The following is a 19,736-nucleotide window of genomic DNA, read 5'->3' as shown; positions in this document are numbered from 1 at the left end:
ATGTCCTTCTTCAGAACTATCTTCATCAGAATATTCGGCATTTCCCTCATCATAACCACGCCCCTCAGATTCAGTTTTTTTTGAACTTAACCAAATAGCCAGACTGACCAAGACCGTAATCAGAATCAAAATTGCAATCATGAGAGACTGGGATATTTTTCCGTTTTGCTTGGCGTTCATTTTATCGTGCTCCCCCATTGATTAAATTTTGCGATGCTTCGACTGCCTTTTTATTCAGTTGTGTATAGGCATCCGAACGGCTAATTTCTTCATAACTTGTGCCAATACTGAGTGCCTCAGCTGCTAGGGCAGTTTGCCAAGCTTGACGTAGAGTTTGTAATTGACCCAATCGAAGATTCTGCAGTTGGGTGGTTGCTTGCTGAACGTCGGTAATGGACAGTTTCCCTGCCTGAAACCCTAGTAAAGTACGGCTCTGAACTTTGGTCGCCAAAGTAACTTGTGCTGTTGTGGCATCGAACTGGCTACGTAAACCTTTGAGCTGATGCATGCTGTTGGCAATATCGAGTATTTGTTGCTTCAGCTCACGCTGCTGCTGTTGGTTCAGCAATATTTGCTGTTGCTGGACCATCGGGATCGCATATTGCTGGCGATTGAAAATATTCAGTGGAATAGCCACGCCGATTGCTAAAGTCGTATCGTTGCTTTCATTAGGGGTTTTGCTACGTTTCATGCCTACATTTAAAGTCGGATTGGGACGTGCCTGAATTCTTAAATTTTCAATTTGATGATCCGATTGCTGAATGTTCAAGGCATAGAATTTTTCTAGCCACCCTTCAGCAATATACCGTTGCACAGTTTGGAGACTTTGCTCTGGCCAAGGGATAGCGGTTTTATTCAATTGAAGATGTGAAGATGTTTCTCCCCCCCACAAATTAGACAGCTGACGACCGGCAGCTTGTTTATTCAGCATCGCTTGCTGATAAAGTCGTTGGATTTCTAGCGCTTCAATTTGGGCACGCTCAAAATCAACCAGGGCAATACTGCCTGCCTGATAGCGTTTCTGGGCACTGTCCAGATTGACTTTACTTGTTTTTAACTGTACTGAATAAGCAGACTGCTCAACCTCAGCAAGTGCAAATTGCGACCATGCAAATTTAACAATCAGTTGGCTTTGTGCCTTCCATAATTGCTGTTGCAATTGGATTTGTTGATTCGAGGTATTGGCAATCACCCGGTTCAGCTTACGCTGACCAAATAGATCTAGAGGTTGACTAACGCCAACATTGAATTCCTGTTCTTGACCTGAGCCAAAGCCAGACTGTTCTAAACTTATACTTGGATTCTGCCATAACCGACTTTGCTGAATATTCAATTCAGATATTTGCTGAACTTGTTGCCACGGCTTGTCTTGAGTCTGGTAACTTTGTACTTTTGCTAAAGCGGATTCAAAGCTGGTAACGTTTTCAGCATAGCTATATTGCATAGCCGCTGCACATATACAAGCAACCAAGCTATGACGCAAGAGTATAATTGATTGTGAAGACATGATTTTTCCCACTTATTTAAATAATAAAAGTGGTGGGAATGTTTTAGGCTACCCCACCATGAGCGGGGAAAATTCGGGAGGTAGGCTTTGTTGAAACAGGTCAGGAGCCTGATAGCTGTTTTTCCAATGAAATTGTGGATTCACTTTAACTTCAGAGCTTGGATGAAACACATCTACTTTTTCATTTTGTACAATCAAATGCATCATCGATGGTAGATGATCTTGATGATCTTCACCGATTTCTAAATCGCTACTGAATGTTTTTATGTTTTCTGACTGTCCATTATGATCGTGTTGACGACTATCGCTGGCACACAAGGTATTTTGGTGATGACCAAAATGATAACTCTGCTGTGATTGAGGCTGTTGTTCATGGACACAAAAGGCCGCCGCCACATTCCAAAAGCTTTGGAACATGAACAATCCAACCAAGACTGTAATCCATGTAGTAGAACGCATCATCTGAACCGTACCGGGTTTGTCGGAGACTTTTTATTTAAGTTAGGCCACCTGACCTAACGGGTTAATCTTATCATTGTACATTGCTTCAAACTCAAAAGGCAATTTCCATGAGAGTTTCCCAAACTTTGTGTAACTGCTTATAATCCACTAACAGGAGAATAAGCAATGACTAACCAATCTGACATCAAGAAACTGGCTGAGCAAATGGCCAGCAGCATGAAAAGCTTCGATGACATCAAAGACTTTCAAAAGCAGCTCATGCAGTCCTTCATCGACACTGCATTTACACTCTCCTAAAACCATTTAACAAAATCTATGACTATTTTACTTTCCCTTACATAATCGTCCTAGTGTATATCTTTTTTTTGATTAGCCTATTCCTAAATCAATTGACTTTAGGGAAGTATGATGAACGATATCCAATTTTCAGATTGCGCAAAGGCATGTATGAACTGTTACCTTACCTGTGCCAGTTGTGCAAATGCCTGTCTAAAAGAAGAAAATCTGGAGATGATGCGAGAATGTATTCAGCGTTGTCTAGATTGTGCAGATATTTGTCAGCTCTGTGCTCGTATGCAGCAAACAGAATCTCCTTTTATGAAAGAAATTTGTGAGCTTTGTGCCAAGGTTTGTGAATACTGTGCAGATGAATGTAGCCAACATGAGCATCAATACTGCCAGCAATGTGCTGATGCTTGCCGTGAATGTGCCGTCGAATGTCGAAAAATGGTTGCCTGATAAATAAAAGAATTAGTTGAGTTTAGGATTTACTCAATGAATAGCCAACGTGTTAGTTGTTAGTGGGTCAAACCACTAACAACTCGCAAAAAATGGCTGAATTTGTGGACGTTGTTTTTGCGATTCGATCCAAAGAGAGTACTTTGATTGAACGCGCATGAGTAAATCAGCACTAATACCTAAAGCATCGTGCAAACGTAAGGCTACATCGGCTGTTACTGGGAGGGTGTAAATAATTCTGTGTAAATACAGTTTTATTTACACAGAATTATTTACACCCTCCCCCTGGGGTATAGAATATCGAACTTTCTTACTTTTTAGAGTAACTCAGCTGCTTGTAATGCTATTTCTTTAACATCTAAGCTAAGGGCTAAATCTGCATTGATCAAATCTTCAATATCGAAAAATCTAGCTTCTAGGGCGTCATCACCTGCTAGAGGATCACCAGAAACCCAAATACAAAGTACGGCTACAAGAACAAAATGGTGACGAAGCTTACCACTACTATCAAAGTCAAACGCGTCTACAGCGTTAAATGTCTTAAAGGCTTTTGATACAATGCTTGTCTCTTCATAAAGTTCACGAACGGCAGCATCTTTAACAGTTTCCCCACGTTCAATTTTACCACCGGGAAAACCCCATCGACCTGCATCGGGTGGGTTAGCACGGCGTACTAAAAGCACCTTTCCATCTTTAAAAAGTACTCCAATAGTAGCTACTATTGGACGTAGGCTCTGTGGTTCGTATTGTATTATAGGTTCATTACTTAGTATATTAGACATAAAAACTCAATTGAGAATAGGACATAGAGGATAGCTTAATATTCAAGTCCTCACTAGGGTACCGAACCAGTGAAAGCGCCTGACAATCTACCATTAGACTATACCCAAAACATAAAACCTCTAAATGATAAATAAACTATCATTAGACTTGTTTCTATTATTAAATGATAGTAATATCTTGATATTATCAATGAACATTAATTATTAAGTCTAAGTGATAGAGGTGGTGTTATGACCGTACGTATTTATGTGAGAGCCAGTACTAAGGATCAAGACGCTACCAGAGCATTAGCTGATTTGGTGACTTTCAGTACACGCTATGATGACAACCATGTTGAGTACGTTGAGCATTTCAGTGGTACGAAGCTCGATAGACCAGCATTAGCTCAGCTGCTAAAGGACGCTGAGCAAGGCGATATCCTACTAGTTGAAAGCGTGGATAGATTAAGCAGGCTATCTCAAGATGATTTTGCGATTCTAAAGCAGCGTATCAAAGATAAGGGCTTACGATTGGTGGTGGCTGATCTGCCAACCACGCATACGGTGAGTGACGGTATGACTGGAGACATCCTAAGAGTGATTAACGATATGCTGATCGACTTATTGGCGACGATGGCAAAGCTTGATAACGATAAGCGTAGAGAGCGCATCAAGCAGGGATTGGCTAATAGCGGATATAAACCTACCGGTAAGAAAGCCAATACCGCAAAGCACAATCGTATTAAAGAATTAGCTCGTCAAAACAATATGACAAAAGAGGAAGTCGCTAAGGCAGTTGGTGTTGGGGTAGCTACCGTTTATCGGGTCTTAAAGCAGAGTTAATAGCTGAGGTATTTTAAATATTAGGCCATCATTTTTATGATGAGTATTATATTTTGGAAAATACTGCCCTTCGTGACTACCCATTCTCATTCAAAATGGACCCTTGGATATTTAGGCGAGTAGCACCAATGATTTGAGTGAATAAGGTAGTCTTAGTGTACTTAGCGAAGGTTCAAGTCCCGGAGCCGGAACGGTAATTGGTATATAAGCAATTGATATTTATATTTAATTTATTATTTTGATTTCATAGTGTACATAAGGGTGTACATAAATTGAAATTTTCAACATACTATCGACCAAAAGCTATCCTTAAACGATTAACCCTATCTGCCTAAGTTATCTAGCCCTTATTGAAAATTTTTTTGTACTCATCTTCAATAATTTGGCTTATAACTTTGTTGGCAGTCGTTCCTTTAGCTTTGATGATAGAATCTAATTGATCTTGATTTTTCTTATATATCTTGACTTCACTTAAATCTTCATTTTTGTTGCTCGTTGAGAATTTAGCCCATGCGTCTTTCATGTTCTCTATAATTTTGGCTCTATATGATATTTCTGCTATTGATTCAAGATCAACTGTAGGGTCGCTGATATCTATATTTTTAGTAACAGCCTCATATGTGTATTTTGCATTTGATAGGACATCAAGACTCGCTAAGATTAAATTATACTTGTCCTCTATAGAGGAGGGTATGAAGATATCCTGAAGTATAAGGTGATCTCTCTTGTCTGAGCTTAGATAATTATAAGCCCATTCAATTTGATCACTATCATCACCCTTGAGCCACTTAATTTCTCTATCAGTACGATTTCTAAAATATACAGATTTAATAGTTTCTATACGCCATATTAACGGAAGATTGTTTTCGACTACATAATTTGCATAATACGGAAGGGTGAGTGGAGTGTAGTTGAAATGCATAATCTCATATTTTAAATAATTCGAAATATGAGAAATTAACTCAGTACCTCCAACCATAGTTTTATTGTAAAAAAACCCTTGAACTAAATAAGCGATGTGCAGGGCGCTACGAAGATCACCTTTTATCCAGTTCAATGAGCTATCTGGCAGCTGGTTGTTAATTTTAAATCGCATTAGCTCGTGAAAGTATGGAATTGGATATGGCTGAGACTTGAATATGCTGATCAAAGTGGATTTGAACGCTCCCTTATCAAATTCGATATTAGCTGATAAATTTCCCAAATATACATTGTGCGCAAATACCAAGCTCTTGCAATCCTCCTCATTAAAACTTCCAATCGTTTTATAAAAATCCTCATGGTTTTTCCAGTTTTGCTTTGCATGGTAAAAATACAAGTCAGTACTAAATTTATATTGCTGAGCCTGATGATATGCATTAGCTTGATTTAGCACTTCTTGATTTAAACTAGTAGATGGCTGATTATCGCCTTCTACTACAGCCCCATTATTATCAGATGTAGCTGTTAAAGCCATAGAAGCACATCCACTTTTTTCAACCGGGATTTCGTAATTGTCGTTCAATCGATCATAATTATGAGCCGAGTTTCCATCATTATAATTCGAATTATTAGCGTATATCATAGCCAGATTTCCTTCAAAAAAACTCTTAAAAAGTGGGTTAATAGTCTATTTTAGTAGGAAAAAAGTATGTATTTACTACATAAGAACTCCCTAATATAGAGGCGTGAGCAGTCTTACACCGTTTTTTAGCTTAAAATAGACTGAATTTATTCTTTCATCTTTCTGCTTTGACTATACCTTGTATATAAGTTTCGTTCTAGCAATAAGTGTGAGTGATTTCGGCCTAATATAAATGCTTCGTTTAGGTACTATCTGCGTGCCCTTGAATGGATGATTTCATCACTAAGCGGGATGGGCTCCACTAAGCAAGAACAATATATGATACGTTTTGACAACCCCAGTCAGCTAACTCCATCCTAATCGGAACTCTAACGCAGACAGCAATACTGCATCTGCTCCGATAAAAAAACATCAAGCACACAAGCAAAAAGCTGCTCTTTGGCAGCTCATCCTTAGTGGGTTATTTATATTATTAATAATGCCATTATCATTTATTCTAGTGCTGAGCGCGCAACTCTCAGCAGTTAATATTATAAAAATACAGACTGACCTTACCCTATGAAACCAACTTCATAGGAGCACTACCATGCCGTATTCACATCTTAATCAACCTCTAGTTGTCGCTAATGTTCACAGTCTGGTTACGGACATACTGGCGAACACCATCAGCTTTAATGAGACTATGGATAAACTGAACGGGTTGTATTACCCGTTCATGAATCATCTCAATACTGAGTTATTTTATACACAGCCAGTCTTAGCATTTTTTAGTAGCACTCAAGCGATCGTTGGTGATACCTATCCAGAAAATGTGATTTGGGATCATGATAAAACAAAGCGTTTTATCAACATACTGTCATGCTATAAAAATGATATTGAGAATGAACGTCAAGCGTTCATTTATCAGGAATCTCAAAATAAGAGAGAGTTAGAATGTTATGTAAACAACCTGTCTAATCATTACTCACGACTGCTCTTTATACGTATCGATCTAAAGTACGCAAAAGAAACCAGACATCATGTGTCCATTGAGGATTTTGACTGTCATATGAGAAAATTTAGAGAGCTGGTCAGTAATAAGAAAACGTGCTTTGAGTATCTTCAAGGCAATGCTTGGGCTCTTGAACAAGGTGGTGTTGAGGGCGGATTGCACTGTCATTTATTGCTGATGTACGACGGTTCCAAAATACAAAATGATTGGTACTTGGCTCGTGAGGTAGGTGAGAAATGGAAAATGGTGACTGGGGGTTTAGGTGAGTACTATAACTACCACGATAAAAAAACTAAGCAGGATTATGAACGAAACGGTAAATTAGGTATTGGCATGATTCATCAAAACAACCCTATTGAAGTTGAAAATGCTTTACGTACTGCACTGTATTTAACTAAACCTGAGAAGGTGGACCAATATTTAAAGGTAAAGGTGTCAGGCATGCGTACCTTTGGACACGGCACGTTTCGCACAGCTAAACGCCGTGGACTACCACCCATATCAAAATAATTTTAGATATATAGTATCGCCATGAGATGAGCACCGATGTCATCGTTGCCTCATCAATCTACCCCAAAACGTGTCATCAAGGCCTGCTTTATAGCAGGCCTTTTTATGCGCAATCGAAAAGGAGTCCTTTATGAGACCAATCTGCCCCCACTGTCATTCAGCCAACGTCACAAGCAATATGCCTAATGACAGTCCCTTTAATCTCTTCGAGCAACTGTGCTCACAATCTGCCTTATCAGGGCTTGGTGTGAGTATCTGTAGGTATTACAAAATCAATTCCGCTATTGGTGTGGTAGTAGGTACGGCACTGGCTTCTGCGATCAGCTTGGCTAAAGACAAGCTACAGCAGCCACCTTTGATCACTCTAGCAGCAAGGCCCAGTTATACCTGCAATACCTGCTCAAGAACCTTCACCATCTAAAGCACCCCTATAGCCAATACTCATAATCAAATCTAAAAGGAAAAATCATAATGGCACATTTATTAGAGACAATGGCCTACGTCGGCGACACCCCTTGGCATGGCTTAGGTCAAGAATTATCACCCAAGCAGCCTATCGAGGTCTGGGCAAAGCAAGCGGGTATGGATTGGCGTATTGAATCATCAGACGTCAGCTACATGGCAAACAATGACAAAGGGCATAACCTGATTCTACCCTTTGCAGAGCAGAAGGTGTTGTACCGTAGCGATAACTTCGAGCCGCTATCGGTGGTCAGTCAGCGCTATCAAGAAGTACAGCCGCGTGAGATCCTAGAATTCTATCGTGATCTTACGGAACAGTCTGACTTTGAATTGGAGACTGCTGGTGTGTTGAAGGGCGGGCGTAAGCTATGGGCATTGGCTCGTACAGGCCAGTCAGCAACACTCAAAGGCAAAGATGTCAGTAATGGCTACTTACTTCTTGCAACCGCTTGTGACGGCACGCTGGCGACCACCGCCCAGTTCACGTCCATTCGTGTGGTGTGTAATAACACCTTGGCAATCAGTTTAGCTAACGGAAGCGGCGGCGTAGTAAAAGTACCGCACTCTACGTCCTTTGATGCGGATAAGGCCAAGCAGCAATTGGGTGTGTCGGTCAAGCAATGGGATGAGCACAGCTATGAGATGAAGCAGCTATCTGAGCGCCGGGTGACCCAAGCAGAAGCAGCCAATTATCTAAGCCGTGTATTCAACGATCAGGACAATGACATCATTCTGTTTAACAGTGCTAAGAAAGAAAAAGACGCCGTACCCAATGCTCGTGCCATGAATCAGGTCATGAACATGTTTAACGGTCAAGGTCGCGGAGCCGATCTTGATGCTGCCAAAGATACTGCTTACGGCTTGCTATGTAGTATCACTGAATACGTCGATCATGAACGCAGGGCGATGTCGAGAGACCATAGATTAGACGGTGCTTGGTTTGGCTCTGGCGCTAAGCTCAAACAAAAGGGTCTAGAAGAATCCTTACTGATGCTGGCTTAACCAGCCACATTTAAAATCTGACAATACAATCAACCACGCCTTCGAGCGTGGTTTTTTATGCCGCTTATTTCATTTAATACTCATAATCCATTTATCGAAGGAGTTCGCTATGAACATGATCGCACTAAACAATACGACTCAGCCAAGACAAGCCAAACGTGCCACCGTGAAGTTTAAACCATCAGTAGTGAAAACCAAGCAAAGCGTTACCGCTGATAAACCTAACCAATCTAATACTTCAACCACAGCTAAGCGTTTGATTAACACCAAATCGTTAAGTCGTGAAGACTGGCTACAATTTCGCAAGCAAGGTATTGGCAGCTCTGATGCTGCCGCCGCTTGTGGTATCCATCCGTACCTATCTATGCTTGAGCTATGGATGATTAAGACGGGACGCATGAGTTCAAATATCAATGAGAGCTTAGATGGCTACTCACCTCTTTACTGGGGCAATACGCTAGAGCCGATGGTGGCGAAATACTATCAAGAACACACTGGCAATAAGGTCAGGCGTGTCAATGCCATCTTGCAGCATCCTGATCCTGACAAGCACTTTATGCTGGCTAATTTAGATTACTCGGTGGTGGGGTCAGATAAGATACAGATTTTAGAGTGTAAAACCGCAGGGGAACATGGTGCCAAGCTTTGGAAGCATGGCGTACCGTTATATGTCACTTGCCAAGTACAGCACCAATTAGCGGTCACTGGCAAAACTGCAGCGCATATCTGTGTGCTGCTTTGCGGTCATGAGGCGAAAATTTATAAGGTTGAGCGTGATGAGCGATTGATTGAATCCATCATCGAGCAGGAGCGCCTGTTCTGGCAATACGTAGCAACCGACACACCACCAACCCCTGACCATTCTGAATCGGCAGCTCGGGCATTAAAACAGCTGTATCCAAACCCTAAACCATCAAGCAAGGTTGATCTGCGAGATGACGATGGCGCCAACAAATTATTTGAGCAACTGCTGAGTTATCGTGACTATATGCAAGAGTTAGAGCAGCGTCATGATCAGGTAAAGCACCAGCTGCAAACGCTAATTGCCGACAATGAGGTCGCTGTATTTGAGAAAGGTGCTATTTCATGGAAGCGCTCGAAAGACAGTGTCGGTCTGGATAGTAAAGCTGTCATTAAAGCCTATCCTGAACTATTAGCTAAATTCAGTAAAACCCGTCAAGGTAGCAGACGCTTTGTCATTCTTAATGAATAAGTCACAAACTACTTCATCATCAACCCATTACTCAACTGAACGAAATAAGTTCATAACCGCCCACCTAGCACAGGTGGGCTTTTTTATGGCTTAAACAAATTCATTCAACACATAAGGAATATCACCATGATTAAAGGTCTCACCATAACGCCACCAGTTTTAGGTCGTATCAGCATTGGACGTGTCATTCAAAAGGATGGCAAGCGTTTACCTGCTAAAGACGATCAATTCACCATTACCAGCCAAGTGCAGAATAAAGACGGTTGGATCAATCATCCACTTGATGCAAAGCTACGCGAAAAGAATGACGGTAAGCTCAGACAAATACCTGTACGCATGCTATTTAATGATCCTGAGCTTAATTTACGTGCTGAATACACGCTGTTCGATAGGCAAACTGGTCGTCCACTATGTGTCGGCGACGGTGAGCAATGTCAACGTCGTACAAGTAATGGCGTGGAAACACTGCCTTGCCCGTCACCTGATCGTTGTCCACTGTCGCAAGGCGGTGCTTGTAAACCGTATGGCAGATTGTACGTGAATCTCAGTGAAGACGATGAGCTAGGTACGTTCATCTTTCGTACGACTGGCTTTAATAGTATTAGAACGTTAGCAGCAAGGCTGAGCTACTTTGCTGCAGTATCAGGCAATAAGCTATCTTGTCTGCCACTACAACTCACGCTAAGGGGTAAAAGCACCACGCAAAGTTATCGTACGCCAATTTACTTTGTGGATCTGACATTGCGTGATGGGGTGACGCTTAAAGATGCGGTACAACATGCTGGAGCGATTGATCGTGAGCTGAGCGAACATGGCTTTGATCAAGCGGCGTTAGAAGAAGCGGCTAAACAAGGTTATGTGAACTCCTGCTTTGAGGTTGATAGTGATGGCCTGCTTGATGTGGCTGAAGATTTTTATCCAGCAGAGACAGATTATATTAGCAGTACTCAGCAAGGGAATTATCAGAATGGGTTAGCCACTCAGAACATGAGAAGCATTGAGCAAGGACTACGAAAAAGCGTGACAGCAGTGAGTTAAGGTTTATATGCGACATAATAGAGAGCTGATTTATTCAGCTCTTTTTTTTGTGTTTTCGAGGTCCGATATTGGATTTAGATGGAATGATGTAGCATCTTACTTAACCAACCTTTAATAAAAATTTTGGACGAACTAAGTGACTTTTGTTATTCCTGAGTATTGATTAGCTGCCATATATTCGATTTGCCTTAATAGGCAAGTTAATGCGATAGTTGTTCACTGAACGTTCTGGACAGTTGTACTGTACAGGTTGTAAAAACGTACTTGAACACTAGGTGAACAATGAACATATCGGTGACAAAAGCGGCAAAAGAATGGGGTGTATCAAGAACAACGATCTATCAGAAAGTCAATGATGGTGAGCTTTCCAGAACAGCAGATAAGAAAATAGACGTTTCAGAAATGTTGCGCGTGTTTGGTGAGCCAATTTCTAAAAAACGTACTGAACGTTCAGTGGACACTTCTCAAAGTACACCTCTGAACAGTCAAAGTGTTCAGTACAATACGGATATTGAACACCTATTAGCGCTTGAAAAGCTCAAGAATGAACACCTCAGCCAACAGGTAAATGATCAAAAGAAGTTAATTGAAAATTATCAGCAGCAGATAGCACAGCTGAACAAAACGCTGGATAAAGCCAACGCCAGTATCCAGGATTTTGCACAAGTGAGACTGCTAGAATTTAAGCAAGCTGAAATGAGCGATGAGCCGCTACTTGAACCAGAGCAAGAAAAAAAAGACGATTCAATCGTCGCGACGGCTAAGAAGAAAAAACGGTGGTTCTTTTGACTTTAACGGATATTTGAAAAAACATTAGTGTTTAATCTTTGGTAAATAGCTCTCTAAAGCCTTATTAGGCTTGTTAAAGCTTTCAGGCTCTCGTTGTATGATATTAATCATTTCGCGCTTAAATGCGTCAGTCTGCATTTTGCCGTCATAACTTAGGCTTGGATGGTTGTTATAGTCATTCATAAACTGCACGTTATCAACGATAGACTGTATGGTAGCTTGCGACAGGGTGCCGTCTGCACTGGTTAGCTTGTCTAATGTTTTCCGATGGAATTTGAGCGTTAGGCCCTCGTAACCTTTGCCTCTACTTTTTTTATGGTACTCAACAGTAATTTTATAGTTTGTACTCTCATTTACCTCATCTATAGCAGTCTCAATCACACGCTCTCTAAGCTGTCCAAATTGCTTATACTTACCTTTAATGCCCATAACATAGCGAAAATCGTCTAAATCCATAGATTGAGTATATTGGTACTGACCTACCCAACAAACAATTAATTCATATAAGCGCATAGAGTGAATACTTGAGAGCTCAGACACCTCCATCAGCCTATATTTTGTGAAGTTAGCTTTTAGCTGTGTCAAATAAGGCAGTACATCCTCTGCAAATGTTATTGTTATCTGTTCTCCATTGGGGTCGTAAAGAACACCGCTAACAAAGCGAGTACGAAGCGTTTTATTATCCTCTAGTGCTATCAGTACCTCCCTATCAAAAAGCCGATTACTAGCTTGCTCCAAATCTCTAAAAGCATTCTTCTTGGTGCTATCGGTATAGAATATTTTTGCTACTTCATCAACTGTCACCGTAAACTTGGTTTGCTTAGTAATATTTGGCGCATCAGGTCTACTATCAATACGACTAATACAAGTCAGTAATAACTGCTTCTCTTTAGTAGTCATGGTATAAGCTGCTAGAACAAGCTCATTGGATTGTACAACTAGATTGTTTTCCATATTTTTTTTGCGAATCCTTGCTCAATGCACTGTTATCTTCAATAATAATTAAGATTCACTTTAGCATATAAATTCATAAATAGTATCAGTAATTTTTACTTGTGTTTATTCTACTCATTTTGTGTTTATTCTACTCATTTTGTGTTTATTCTACTCATTTTGTGTTTATTCTACTCATTTTGTGTTTATTCTCATCGCAAGTCATTGATTATAAAGAAGAAAAAACACTCTTAAACAGGAGTAAACAGGAATAAACAGGAGTAAATAAAAACCCTTAAAGAAACGGGTGATAAATTTTTTTGTGGATAAGTGAAAAATCATCACTTTAACAACGTATCTTGCCTAAGTAACTTATCCCTCAGTAATGGTTTTTTAAGGATTAGATTAAGGACTAAATCCTCGGCTAGGTGAATGCGCTTTATTAACTTGATATTGGTAAGACTCTAAACCACTCTGTAACGCTTTGTGTTGGCTTTCAGACAGATCTTTGCCATATTGCTCAGTAAACGTCTCTAAAGTTGCTTTAAGGGCCTCTGAGTAGGTCTTACGCTGGGTTGTTGGTAAGGAGTTAACATCACGCAACGCAAACTTAAACTGCTGACAGGTTTTATCCAAGGTATCTGCTAAATGTTCTTTAGCAACCTTCCTCGCCTCAGCTGGGTAGTTATCCTGATTGATGTAATGCGTTAACCCTTTGGTATAGCTAAATGATGAGATGATATCCCGAGTCATTCTGCCAACATCTCCTGCACTACCGCCCAGTTTGTCGATGATGCTGGTATTAAATGCCGCTCGTTTTTGATCGATATTGTCTCTGAAGTCTATAAAATGCTTAGTAAGCGCTAGATACTGCTCACGTTCAGTTTTAGGATCACGCAACAGCTTGATGATGAATTTGTTGTTCTCAACCAGCGTGTAATCAAAACGTTTGGCCACTTGGCGTAAGTGCGCGGTAAATTCCACCGCTTTATCGTGGTCCCCAATACCATGGCGCTGTGCAAACTCGCTGAGTAGTGCTACTTGCCGCTGATCAAATTTATCAGGGGCGTCATCCGCGGTTTATCCTTGGGGAGTTTCCTAAAAACTGTGTAACTGCTTATAATCCATTAACCGGAGAATAAGCAATGACTACTCAATCTGACCTTAAAAAACTGGCCGAGCAAATGGCTGGTAGCATGAACAGCTTCGATGACATCAAAGACTTTCAAAAGCAGCTCATGCAATCTTTTATCGACACTGCCTTAGAAGCTGAGATGGAAGAGCATCTTGGATACCCCAAGCATGAAAAAGCAGACAAGCCTAATAAGCGCAACGGTCATACTAAAAAGACCGTCCGTAGCGACACAGGCGACCTTGAGATCTCCACCCCAAGAGACCGCGACAGTAGCTTTGAGCCTGTACTTGTCAGTAAGCACCAAACCCGTATTACTGGGCTCGATGATAAAATCATATTTCACTACAGGCATAGCCTTACGTCTTGCGCTTCGGGCAAGTGTCTCCCAGACACTTGCTGATCCTCGCTCATACGCCAAAGGTCAAACCACCACTGAGATTGTAGAGAGTATCAAAGAGCTTTACGACGTCGATATCTCAAGCTCTCTTGTCTCAAGAGTCACTGACAACATCATAGACGACATCACCGCATGGCAGAACCGGCCGTTAAGCAGTGTTTATCCTATTGTCTATTTAGACTGTATTGTCGTCAAAGTACGTCAAGACAAGCAGATCATCAACAAGGCAATCTATCTGGCGCTAGGCGTGGGACTTGATGGTAGAAAAGAGCTGCTTGGCATGTGGCTATCAGAGAATGAAGGCGCTAAGTTCTGGCTAGGCGTTCTCACTGAATTACAAAACCGCGGCGTTCAGGACATTCTTATTGCTTGTGTCGATGGTTTAAAGGGCTTCCCCGATGCCATTAACACCGTCTATCCTCACGCTCAGGTCCAGCTTTGCATTGTTCATATGGTGCGCTATTCGATGAAGTTTGTACCTTGGACAGATAAGAAGGCAATAGCGGCTGATTTAAAGGCCATCTACGGCGCTGATACGCTTGAGATAGCAGAGGCCAACCTTGAGCACTTTGATGAAGTATGGGGCAAAGAGTACCCGCATGTCATCAAGTCTTGGCGGAGTAATTGGGAGGGCTTAACGGTGTTCTTTGGTTATCCTAAAGACATCAGAAGAGTGATCTATACCACCAATGCGATAGAGTCGCTAAACAGCGTGATTCGGACAGCGGTGAATAAGCGTAAGGTGTTCCCATCTGATCAGGCAGCATTCAAAGTGGTGTACTTAGCAACCCAGCAGGCATCCAAAAAGTGGTCGATGCCTATTCGTAACTGGACGTCTGCTCTGAATCGTTTTATGATTATGTTTGATGACCGTATCAGCAAGCATTTAATCTAAACGGCAGTTACACAGAATTCGGGATGGTCTCAAAAGCAGCGACAACTTCTACTATTAAAAAAGTAGTCGTTAAACCTAAGGCAACCATTAACTTCTTACTATTTTCTTCAGTAACAACCGCATGGCTATGATCATGATGTTCTGACATAAAATATTTTCCTTATTCTATTTATGATGAGCAGAGATATTGGATAACAGCCAATATCTCTGCTGTAAATCGACTAATCTATTGGATTAAGAAACTTTTTTTTCATTTATCCAACGATAAAGCACGGGTAACAGCACCAAAGTTAGTAATGTTGAAGAGATAATCCCGCCAATCACTACGGTTGCCAGTGGCCGTTGAACCTCAGCCCCTGTTCCGGTTGACAGCGCCATTGGTACAAAACCCAGTGAAGCCACACAAGCTGTCATCAACACTGGTCTTAAGCGCAAAATAGCCCCTTGCCACACGGCTTTATGCACTGGATATTTGTCCCTTAATTCCTTAATAAAGGTCAGCATTACCAGTCCATTGAGGACTGCAACACCAGATAAGGCAATAAAGCCAATTCCAGCTGACATCGATAATGGAATATCCCTTAGCCAAAGGAACAGCACACCACCGGTCAAGGCAAAGGGTATCCCGGTAAAGACCAATAGACTTTCTTTGACATTGTGAAAGACCGCCATCAGTAAAATAAAGATAGTGATTAAAGCCAGTGGAATCACGATTTGCATCCGTGCTTTGGCTGAAGCCAAATTTTCAAACTGACCGCCATATTCTATCCAATAACCACTTGGCAAAGTGTATGCTTTGAGCTGTGTCTGTACATCAGAAACAAAAGACCCTAAATCACGCCCTTCAACATTCGTTGTAACCACAACTCGGCGTTTACCATTTTCTCGACTGACTTGGTTGATTCCTTCAATGGTCGAGACTTGCGCGACATCCGACAATAAAATACTGCCACCATTTGGAAGCTGAATAGGTAACTGGGAAACAGATGCGACACTACGGTCTTGCTCTCCAAGACGGATAACAAAATCAAAACGACGATCGCCTTCTAAAATCTCTCCCACGCTTTGTCCACCAATACTGGTTGCCACAAGGTCTTGAATTGAACGCACACTCAAACCATATTGTGCAGCCAAAGTTTTATTTACCTCGACATTCAGTAATGGCAAACCTGAGGTCTGCTCAACTTTCACGGCACTGCTACCCGATATTTGCTGAATGATTTTGGAGATTTTAGTCGCCTCAGTATTGAGGACATTCATATCATCACCGAAGATTTTCACACCAACATCACTACGCACACCTGAGATCAATTCATTAAATCGGAGTTCAATCGGTTGTGAAAATTCACTATTATTGCCTGGAATCGTGGCTAAATACGTCACCATACGGCCACGTAATTCATCTAAACTTTCTTTAGGATTTGGCCATTCTGAACGAGGCTTTAACATGATATAGCCATCTGAAATATTGGGTGGCATGACATCTGTTGCAACCTCGGCTGTACCCGTTCTGGCAAATACTGCCTTAATTTCAGGGAAACTCTTTAAAAGAAGTTTTTCAGTATTCTCCTGAATACGTAAAGACTCTTCTAAGCCTGTACTTGGTGAACGTAACTGTTGTATCGCAAAGTCTCCTTCACTGAGCTGTGGTGCAAATTCACTGCCGAGTTTGGTACTGATAAATCCCGTAATCACTAATAAACACAGTGCAAAAGTCAGCACAACTGCTTTGTATTGATACGAAATATCAAGAGTTTGCTGATATTTAGCTTTTAGCCATAACATCCAACGACTTTCTTTTTCTTGAATATCGCCTTTGACCCACAATGCCACAGCAGCAGGCACAAAGGTGATCGATAAAATAATGGCTGCAACAAGGGCGAGTACCACTGCCAATGCCATCGGATGGAACATTTTTGCTTCCACACCACTTAAAGCAAAAATCGGCAAATACACCACCAAAATAATAAGCTGACCAAAAATAAGAGGACGACGTGCTTGGCGGGCAGCCAGAAAAACTTCCTTAAAGCGTTCACTTTGTGTGAGAGGTCGTTTTAACAGTTGCTGTGTATGGGCTAAACGCCGGATACAGTTTTCGACAATCACCACAGCACCATCGACAATGATGCCGAAATCGAGTGCACCTAAACTCATCAGATTGGCACTGATATTTTGCTGTGCCATCCCGGTTAAGGTAAACAGCATAGAGAGTGGAATGACACAGGCAGTAATCAAGGCAGCACGGATATTCCCTAAAAACAGGAACAGAATGATGATGACCAGGATTGCTCCCTCTACCAAGTTTTTCTGAACGGTTTTAATCGCCTTCTCAACCAAGATAGTACGGTCGTACACCGTTTCAATCACTACCCCTTTAGGCAAACTATTCTGAATATCTTGAAGCTTGGCATCCACAGCTTTAGAAACAGTCTGGCTATTTCCACCCATCGCCATCATGGCAATCCCTAAAACGGTTTCTTTGCCGTTATAGGTTGCCCCACCGGTTCTTAAATCATGCCCAATAGAGACTTGCGCAATATCACCAACCCGAATTGGGCTGCCATTTGGGCTACCCAGCATGGTGTTCTCAATATCAGAAAGCCCATTGAATGCACCCGGTACACGTACCGTCAGTTGCTGACCATTGTCTTCAATATAACCTGCACCTCGGTTCTCATTATTTTGCGCTAAAGCCTGTTGCAGTTGTTCTAATGAGATATTCAGTTGCTGCATCCGGTTTAAATCGGGAGAGACCACATAGGTTTTTTCAAAACCACCAATACTGTTGACCTCTGCAACTCCCTTAACACGTTGCAGTTGAGGACGCACAATCCAGTCCTGAATCTCACGCAAATCCATCGGCGTGTATGCAGTTCCATCCGGCTTTTTCGCATTCGGATCTGCCTTCAGTACCCATTGATAAATCTCACCGAGACCCGTAGAAACGGGGGACATCGTCGGTGCGATTTGTGCAGGCAACTCAGATTGCGCCTCCTGTATCCGTTGGTTAATCTGCTGACGGGCCCAATAAATATCAGTCCCATCTTTAAAGACAATGGTGACTTGAGAGAGTCCATAACGGGATATGGAACGGGTAAGCTCCAGATCCGGAATGCCAGCCATGGCATTTTCAATGGGATAGGTAATCCGCTGTTCGACTTCAAGCGCAGTAAAACCCTTGGCTTGAGTATTAAGCTGGACTTGGGTATTGGTAATATCGGGTACAGCATCAATCGGGAGTTTCTGATAGCTATACACCCCGACCGCAATCCAGGTACAGACAAAGAGCAACACCCAAATCGCATTTTGTATGGAAAACTGAATGATTCGTTCGAATAAACCTTCTGGTTTTGGCAGATCAGAATTAATGTCCATGGCCTGCCTCGTCTTTTTCTAATTCAGATTTCAACAAGAAACTGCCTTGAGCGATATACTTCTGCCCTTCAGTCAGCCCAGAAATCACTTCAAGCCATTGTCCATCACTTGAAGCCTGCCCCAATTGCACTTTCTGTGCTTTTAAGTGGACTTGACCTTTTTGTTCTGAATCTACGATGAAAATACTGTCTTCACCTTCAATACTTTGCAGCGCAGACTTTTGAATCCGAAGGGCTGATTTTGCTGTAGCTTCCGGAATCAACACTCTCACTAACACATTAGAACGCAACTCAGTAGCTTGCGCATCGAGTTTTGCGCGCACCACCAGACGCCCTGTTTGTACATCTGCCTGAGAGGTTAAGCTTTGTACAGTAGCTTTATAGATTTGATCTGAATCATTCACTTTAAAGTCAATTTTTTGCCCGGCTTGCAGTTGACCTGAGAATTGATTCGGCAAATTAAACTCAAGCCATAAATCTTTCAGCTGTTCAATGACAAAGAGCTGATTAGCCAGTTGCACATTTTCACCGACCACAATATCTTTTTGACTGATCACCCCAGAGATCGGTGCTTTAATCAGAAAACGCCCATTGTTATTGCCACTTGCACCTAATGCATTTAAACGTGCTTGTGAGGACTGGACAGTAATCTGCGCTTGACGGTAGGCATTTTCGGCACGCTGGTAATCCTGTTTGGCAGAAACCCCCTGTGACCAGAGTTGCTGTTCGCGCTGGTAATCTTTACGGGCCAAATCCAGATTCACCTGTGCCATACGCAGATTTGCCTGTTGGTCGATCAGTTCAGGCACGGTTAGTACAGCCAGCGTTTGTCCTTTTTGCACGCTCTGTCCTAAAGCCACATTGACCTGCTCGACATGACCACTAAAATTAGGCGATATATGCGCTTGTTGATCGGTATTCACCACCAATTTACCTGCCAGGGTTGTCAGCTTTTCAACCAATCCTGTGGATGCAACAGCAACTTTTAAACCTTGTTCAACCATTTGTTGGCTGGTCAGTTGTATTTCGCCTTCTTCAGCATGTCCTTCTTCAGAACTATCTTCATCAGAATATTCGGCATTTCCCTCATCATAACCACGCCCCTCAGATTCAGTTTTTTTT

The 19,736-nt window shown here is 41.8% G+C and carries 16 protein-coding genes and 4 pseudogenes; 10 read left to right on the top strand and 10 right to left on the bottom strand.

Annotated elements, in window-relative coordinates; genetic code table 11:
* From IE130_RS14035 to IE130_RS14025, 3 genes and pseudogenes are all read right to left on the bottom strand, one after another.
* Positions 1-180: pseudogene (locus tag IE130_RS14035) on the bottom strand (efflux RND transporter periplasmic adaptor subunit); the annotation flags it as partial.
* Position 181: 1 nt separating this feature from the next.
* Positions 182-1,507: a TolC family protein gene (locus tag IE130_RS14030; protein WP_068034973.1), complete on the bottom strand. Its 1,326-nt coding sequence runs from the start codon at positions 1,505-1,507 to the stop codon at positions 182-184.
* A 48-nt stretch (positions 1,508-1,555) separates the two neighbouring features.
* On the bottom strand, positions 1,556-1,966 hold the full coding sequence (locus tag IE130_RS14025) for a cation efflux protein, CzcI-like (RefSeq protein WP_198013336.1): 411 nt from the start codon (positions 1,964-1,966) through the stop codon (positions 1,556-1,558).
* 168 nt (positions 1,967-2,134) lie between these two features.
* Between IE130_RS14025 and IE130_RS14355 the strand changes: the two are divergent.
* Together IE130_RS14355 and IE130_RS14015 are read left to right on the top strand one after the other, a co-directional pair.
* Positions 2,135-2,251 (top strand): annotated as a pseudogene (locus IE130_RS14355) (transposase); the annotation flags it as partial.
* Positions 2,252-2,377: 126 nt separating this feature from the next.
* Positions 2,378-2,707 (top strand): four-helix bundle copper-binding protein, encoded by a 330-nt coding sequence (locus IE130_RS14015; RefSeq protein ID WP_093071101.1) that lies wholly within the window; start codon positions 2,378-2,380, stop codon positions 2,705-2,707.
* A gap of 317 nt (positions 2,708-3,024) precedes the next feature.
* On the opposite strand, the gene IE130_RS14010 is transcribed toward IE130_RS14015, so the two are convergent.
* Positions 3,025-3,489: an NUDIX hydrolase gene (locus IE130_RS14010; protein WP_007115209.1), complete on the bottom strand. Its 465-nt coding sequence runs from the start codon at positions 3,487-3,489 to the stop codon at positions 3,025-3,027.
* Between the two features lie 231 nt (positions 3,490-3,720).
* Between IE130_RS14010 and IE130_RS14005 the strand changes: the two genes are divergently transcribed.
* Entirely contained in the window at positions 3,721-4,311 is a 591-nt protein-coding gene (locus IE130_RS14005; RefSeq protein ID WP_102090287.1) for a recombinase family protein, read from the top strand.
* Positions 4,312-4,651: 340 nt separating this feature from the next.
* Here IE130_RS14005 and IE130_RS14000 read toward each other — a convergent pair whose 3' ends face one another.
* Positions 4,652-5,875 carry a hypothetical protein gene (locus IE130_RS14000; protein WP_102090286.1) on the bottom strand — a complete coding sequence of 408 codons (1,224 nt, stop codon included), beginning with the start codon at positions 5,873-5,875 and terminating at the stop codon, positions 4,652-4,654.
* A 586-nt stretch (positions 5,876-6,461) separates the two neighbouring features.
* On the opposite strand from IE130_RS14000, the gene IE130_RS13995 reads away from it, so the two are divergent.
* The 6 genes from IE130_RS13995 to IE130_RS13970 all read left to right on the top strand — a co-directional run bounded on the left by IE130_RS13995 (position 6,462) and on the right by IE130_RS13970 (position 11,880).
* Positions 6,462-7,376, top strand: a complete 915-nt coding sequence (locus IE130_RS13995; RefSeq protein WP_102090285.1) for a YagK/YfjJ domain-containing protein — start codon at positions 6,462-6,464, stop codon at positions 7,374-7,376.
* Between the two features lie 130 nt (positions 7,377-7,506).
* Positions 7,507-7,797, top strand: a complete 291-nt coding sequence (locus IE130_RS13990; RefSeq protein WP_102090284.1) for a hypothetical protein — start codon at positions 7,507-7,509, stop codon at positions 7,795-7,797.
* A gap of 50 nt (positions 7,798-7,847) precedes the next feature.
* A complete protein-coding gene (locus tag IE130_RS13985; protein ID WP_102090283.1) occupies positions 7,848-8,840 on the top strand; it encodes a DUF932 domain-containing protein in 993 nt (330 codons plus the stop codon).
* Between the two features lie 109 nt (positions 8,841-8,949).
* A complete protein-coding gene (locus IE130_RS13980) occupies positions 8,950-10,053 on the top strand; it encodes a YqaJ viral recombinase family nuclease (RefSeq protein ID WP_102090282.1) in 1,104 nt (367 codons plus the stop codon).
* A gap of 126 nt (positions 10,054-10,179) precedes the next feature.
* Positions 10,180-11,091 carry a recombination directionality factor gene (locus IE130_RS13975; RefSeq protein WP_102090281.1) on the top strand — a complete coding sequence of 304 codons (912 nt, stop codon included), beginning with the start codon at positions 10,180-10,182 and terminating at the stop codon, positions 11,089-11,091.
* 282 nt (positions 11,092-11,373) lie between these two features.
* Positions 11,374-11,880 carry a plasmid replication DNA-binding protein gene (locus IE130_RS13970; protein ID WP_102090280.1) on the top strand — a complete coding sequence of 169 codons (507 nt, stop codon included), beginning with the start codon at positions 11,374-11,376 and terminating at the stop codon, positions 11,878-11,880.
* Between the two features lie 24 nt (positions 11,881-11,904).
* On the opposite strand, the gene IE130_RS13965 is transcribed toward IE130_RS13970, so the two are convergent.
* Positions 11,905-12,834, bottom strand: coding sequence for a replication initiation protein (locus tag IE130_RS13965; RefSeq protein ID WP_102090279.1), 930 nt, complete (start codon positions 12,832-12,834; stop codon positions 11,905-11,907).
* 384 nt (positions 12,835-13,218) lie between these two features.
* Positions 13,219-13,797: a hypothetical protein gene (locus IE130_RS13960; protein WP_102090278.1), complete on the bottom strand. Its 579-nt coding sequence runs from the start codon at positions 13,795-13,797 to the stop codon at positions 13,219-13,221.
* Between the two features lie 161 nt (positions 13,798-13,958).
* Between IE130_RS13960 and IE130_RS13955 the strand changes: the two are divergent.
* Positions 13,959-15,240 (top strand): annotated as a pseudogene (locus IE130_RS13955) (IS256 family transposase).
* A 25-nt stretch (positions 15,241-15,265) separates the two neighbouring features.
* Here the strand turns inward: IE130_RS13955 and IE130_RS13950 are convergent.
* The 3 genes and pseudogenes from IE130_RS13950 to IE130_RS13940 form a co-directional block, all read right to left on the bottom strand.
* A pseudogene (locus IE130_RS13950) lies at positions 15,266-15,388 on the bottom strand (cation diffusion facilitator family transporter); the annotation flags it as partial.
* A gap of 86 nt (positions 15,389-15,474) precedes the next feature.
* Entirely contained in the window at positions 15,475-18,615 is a 3,141-nt protein-coding gene (locus tag IE130_RS13945) for an efflux RND transporter permease subunit (protein WP_189587007.1), read from the bottom strand.
* Positions 18,605-19,736: efflux RND transporter periplasmic adaptor subunit (locus tag IE130_RS13940; protein ID WP_189587005.1), on the bottom strand; the 1,132-nt coding region annotated here is incomplete at its 5' end. The genes IE130_RS13945 and IE130_RS13940, both read right to left, overlap by 11 nt.

The sequence above is a fragment of the Psychrobacter glaciei genome, from assembly GCF_014652895.1.
In the GTDB taxonomy this organism is placed as follows: domain Bacteria; phylum Pseudomonadota; class Gammaproteobacteria; order Pseudomonadales; family Moraxellaceae; genus Psychrobacter; species Psychrobacter glaciei.
The sequence above is the reverse complement of the archived record's forward strand: the minus strand, read 5'-3'. Positions and strand labels throughout refer to the sequence as shown.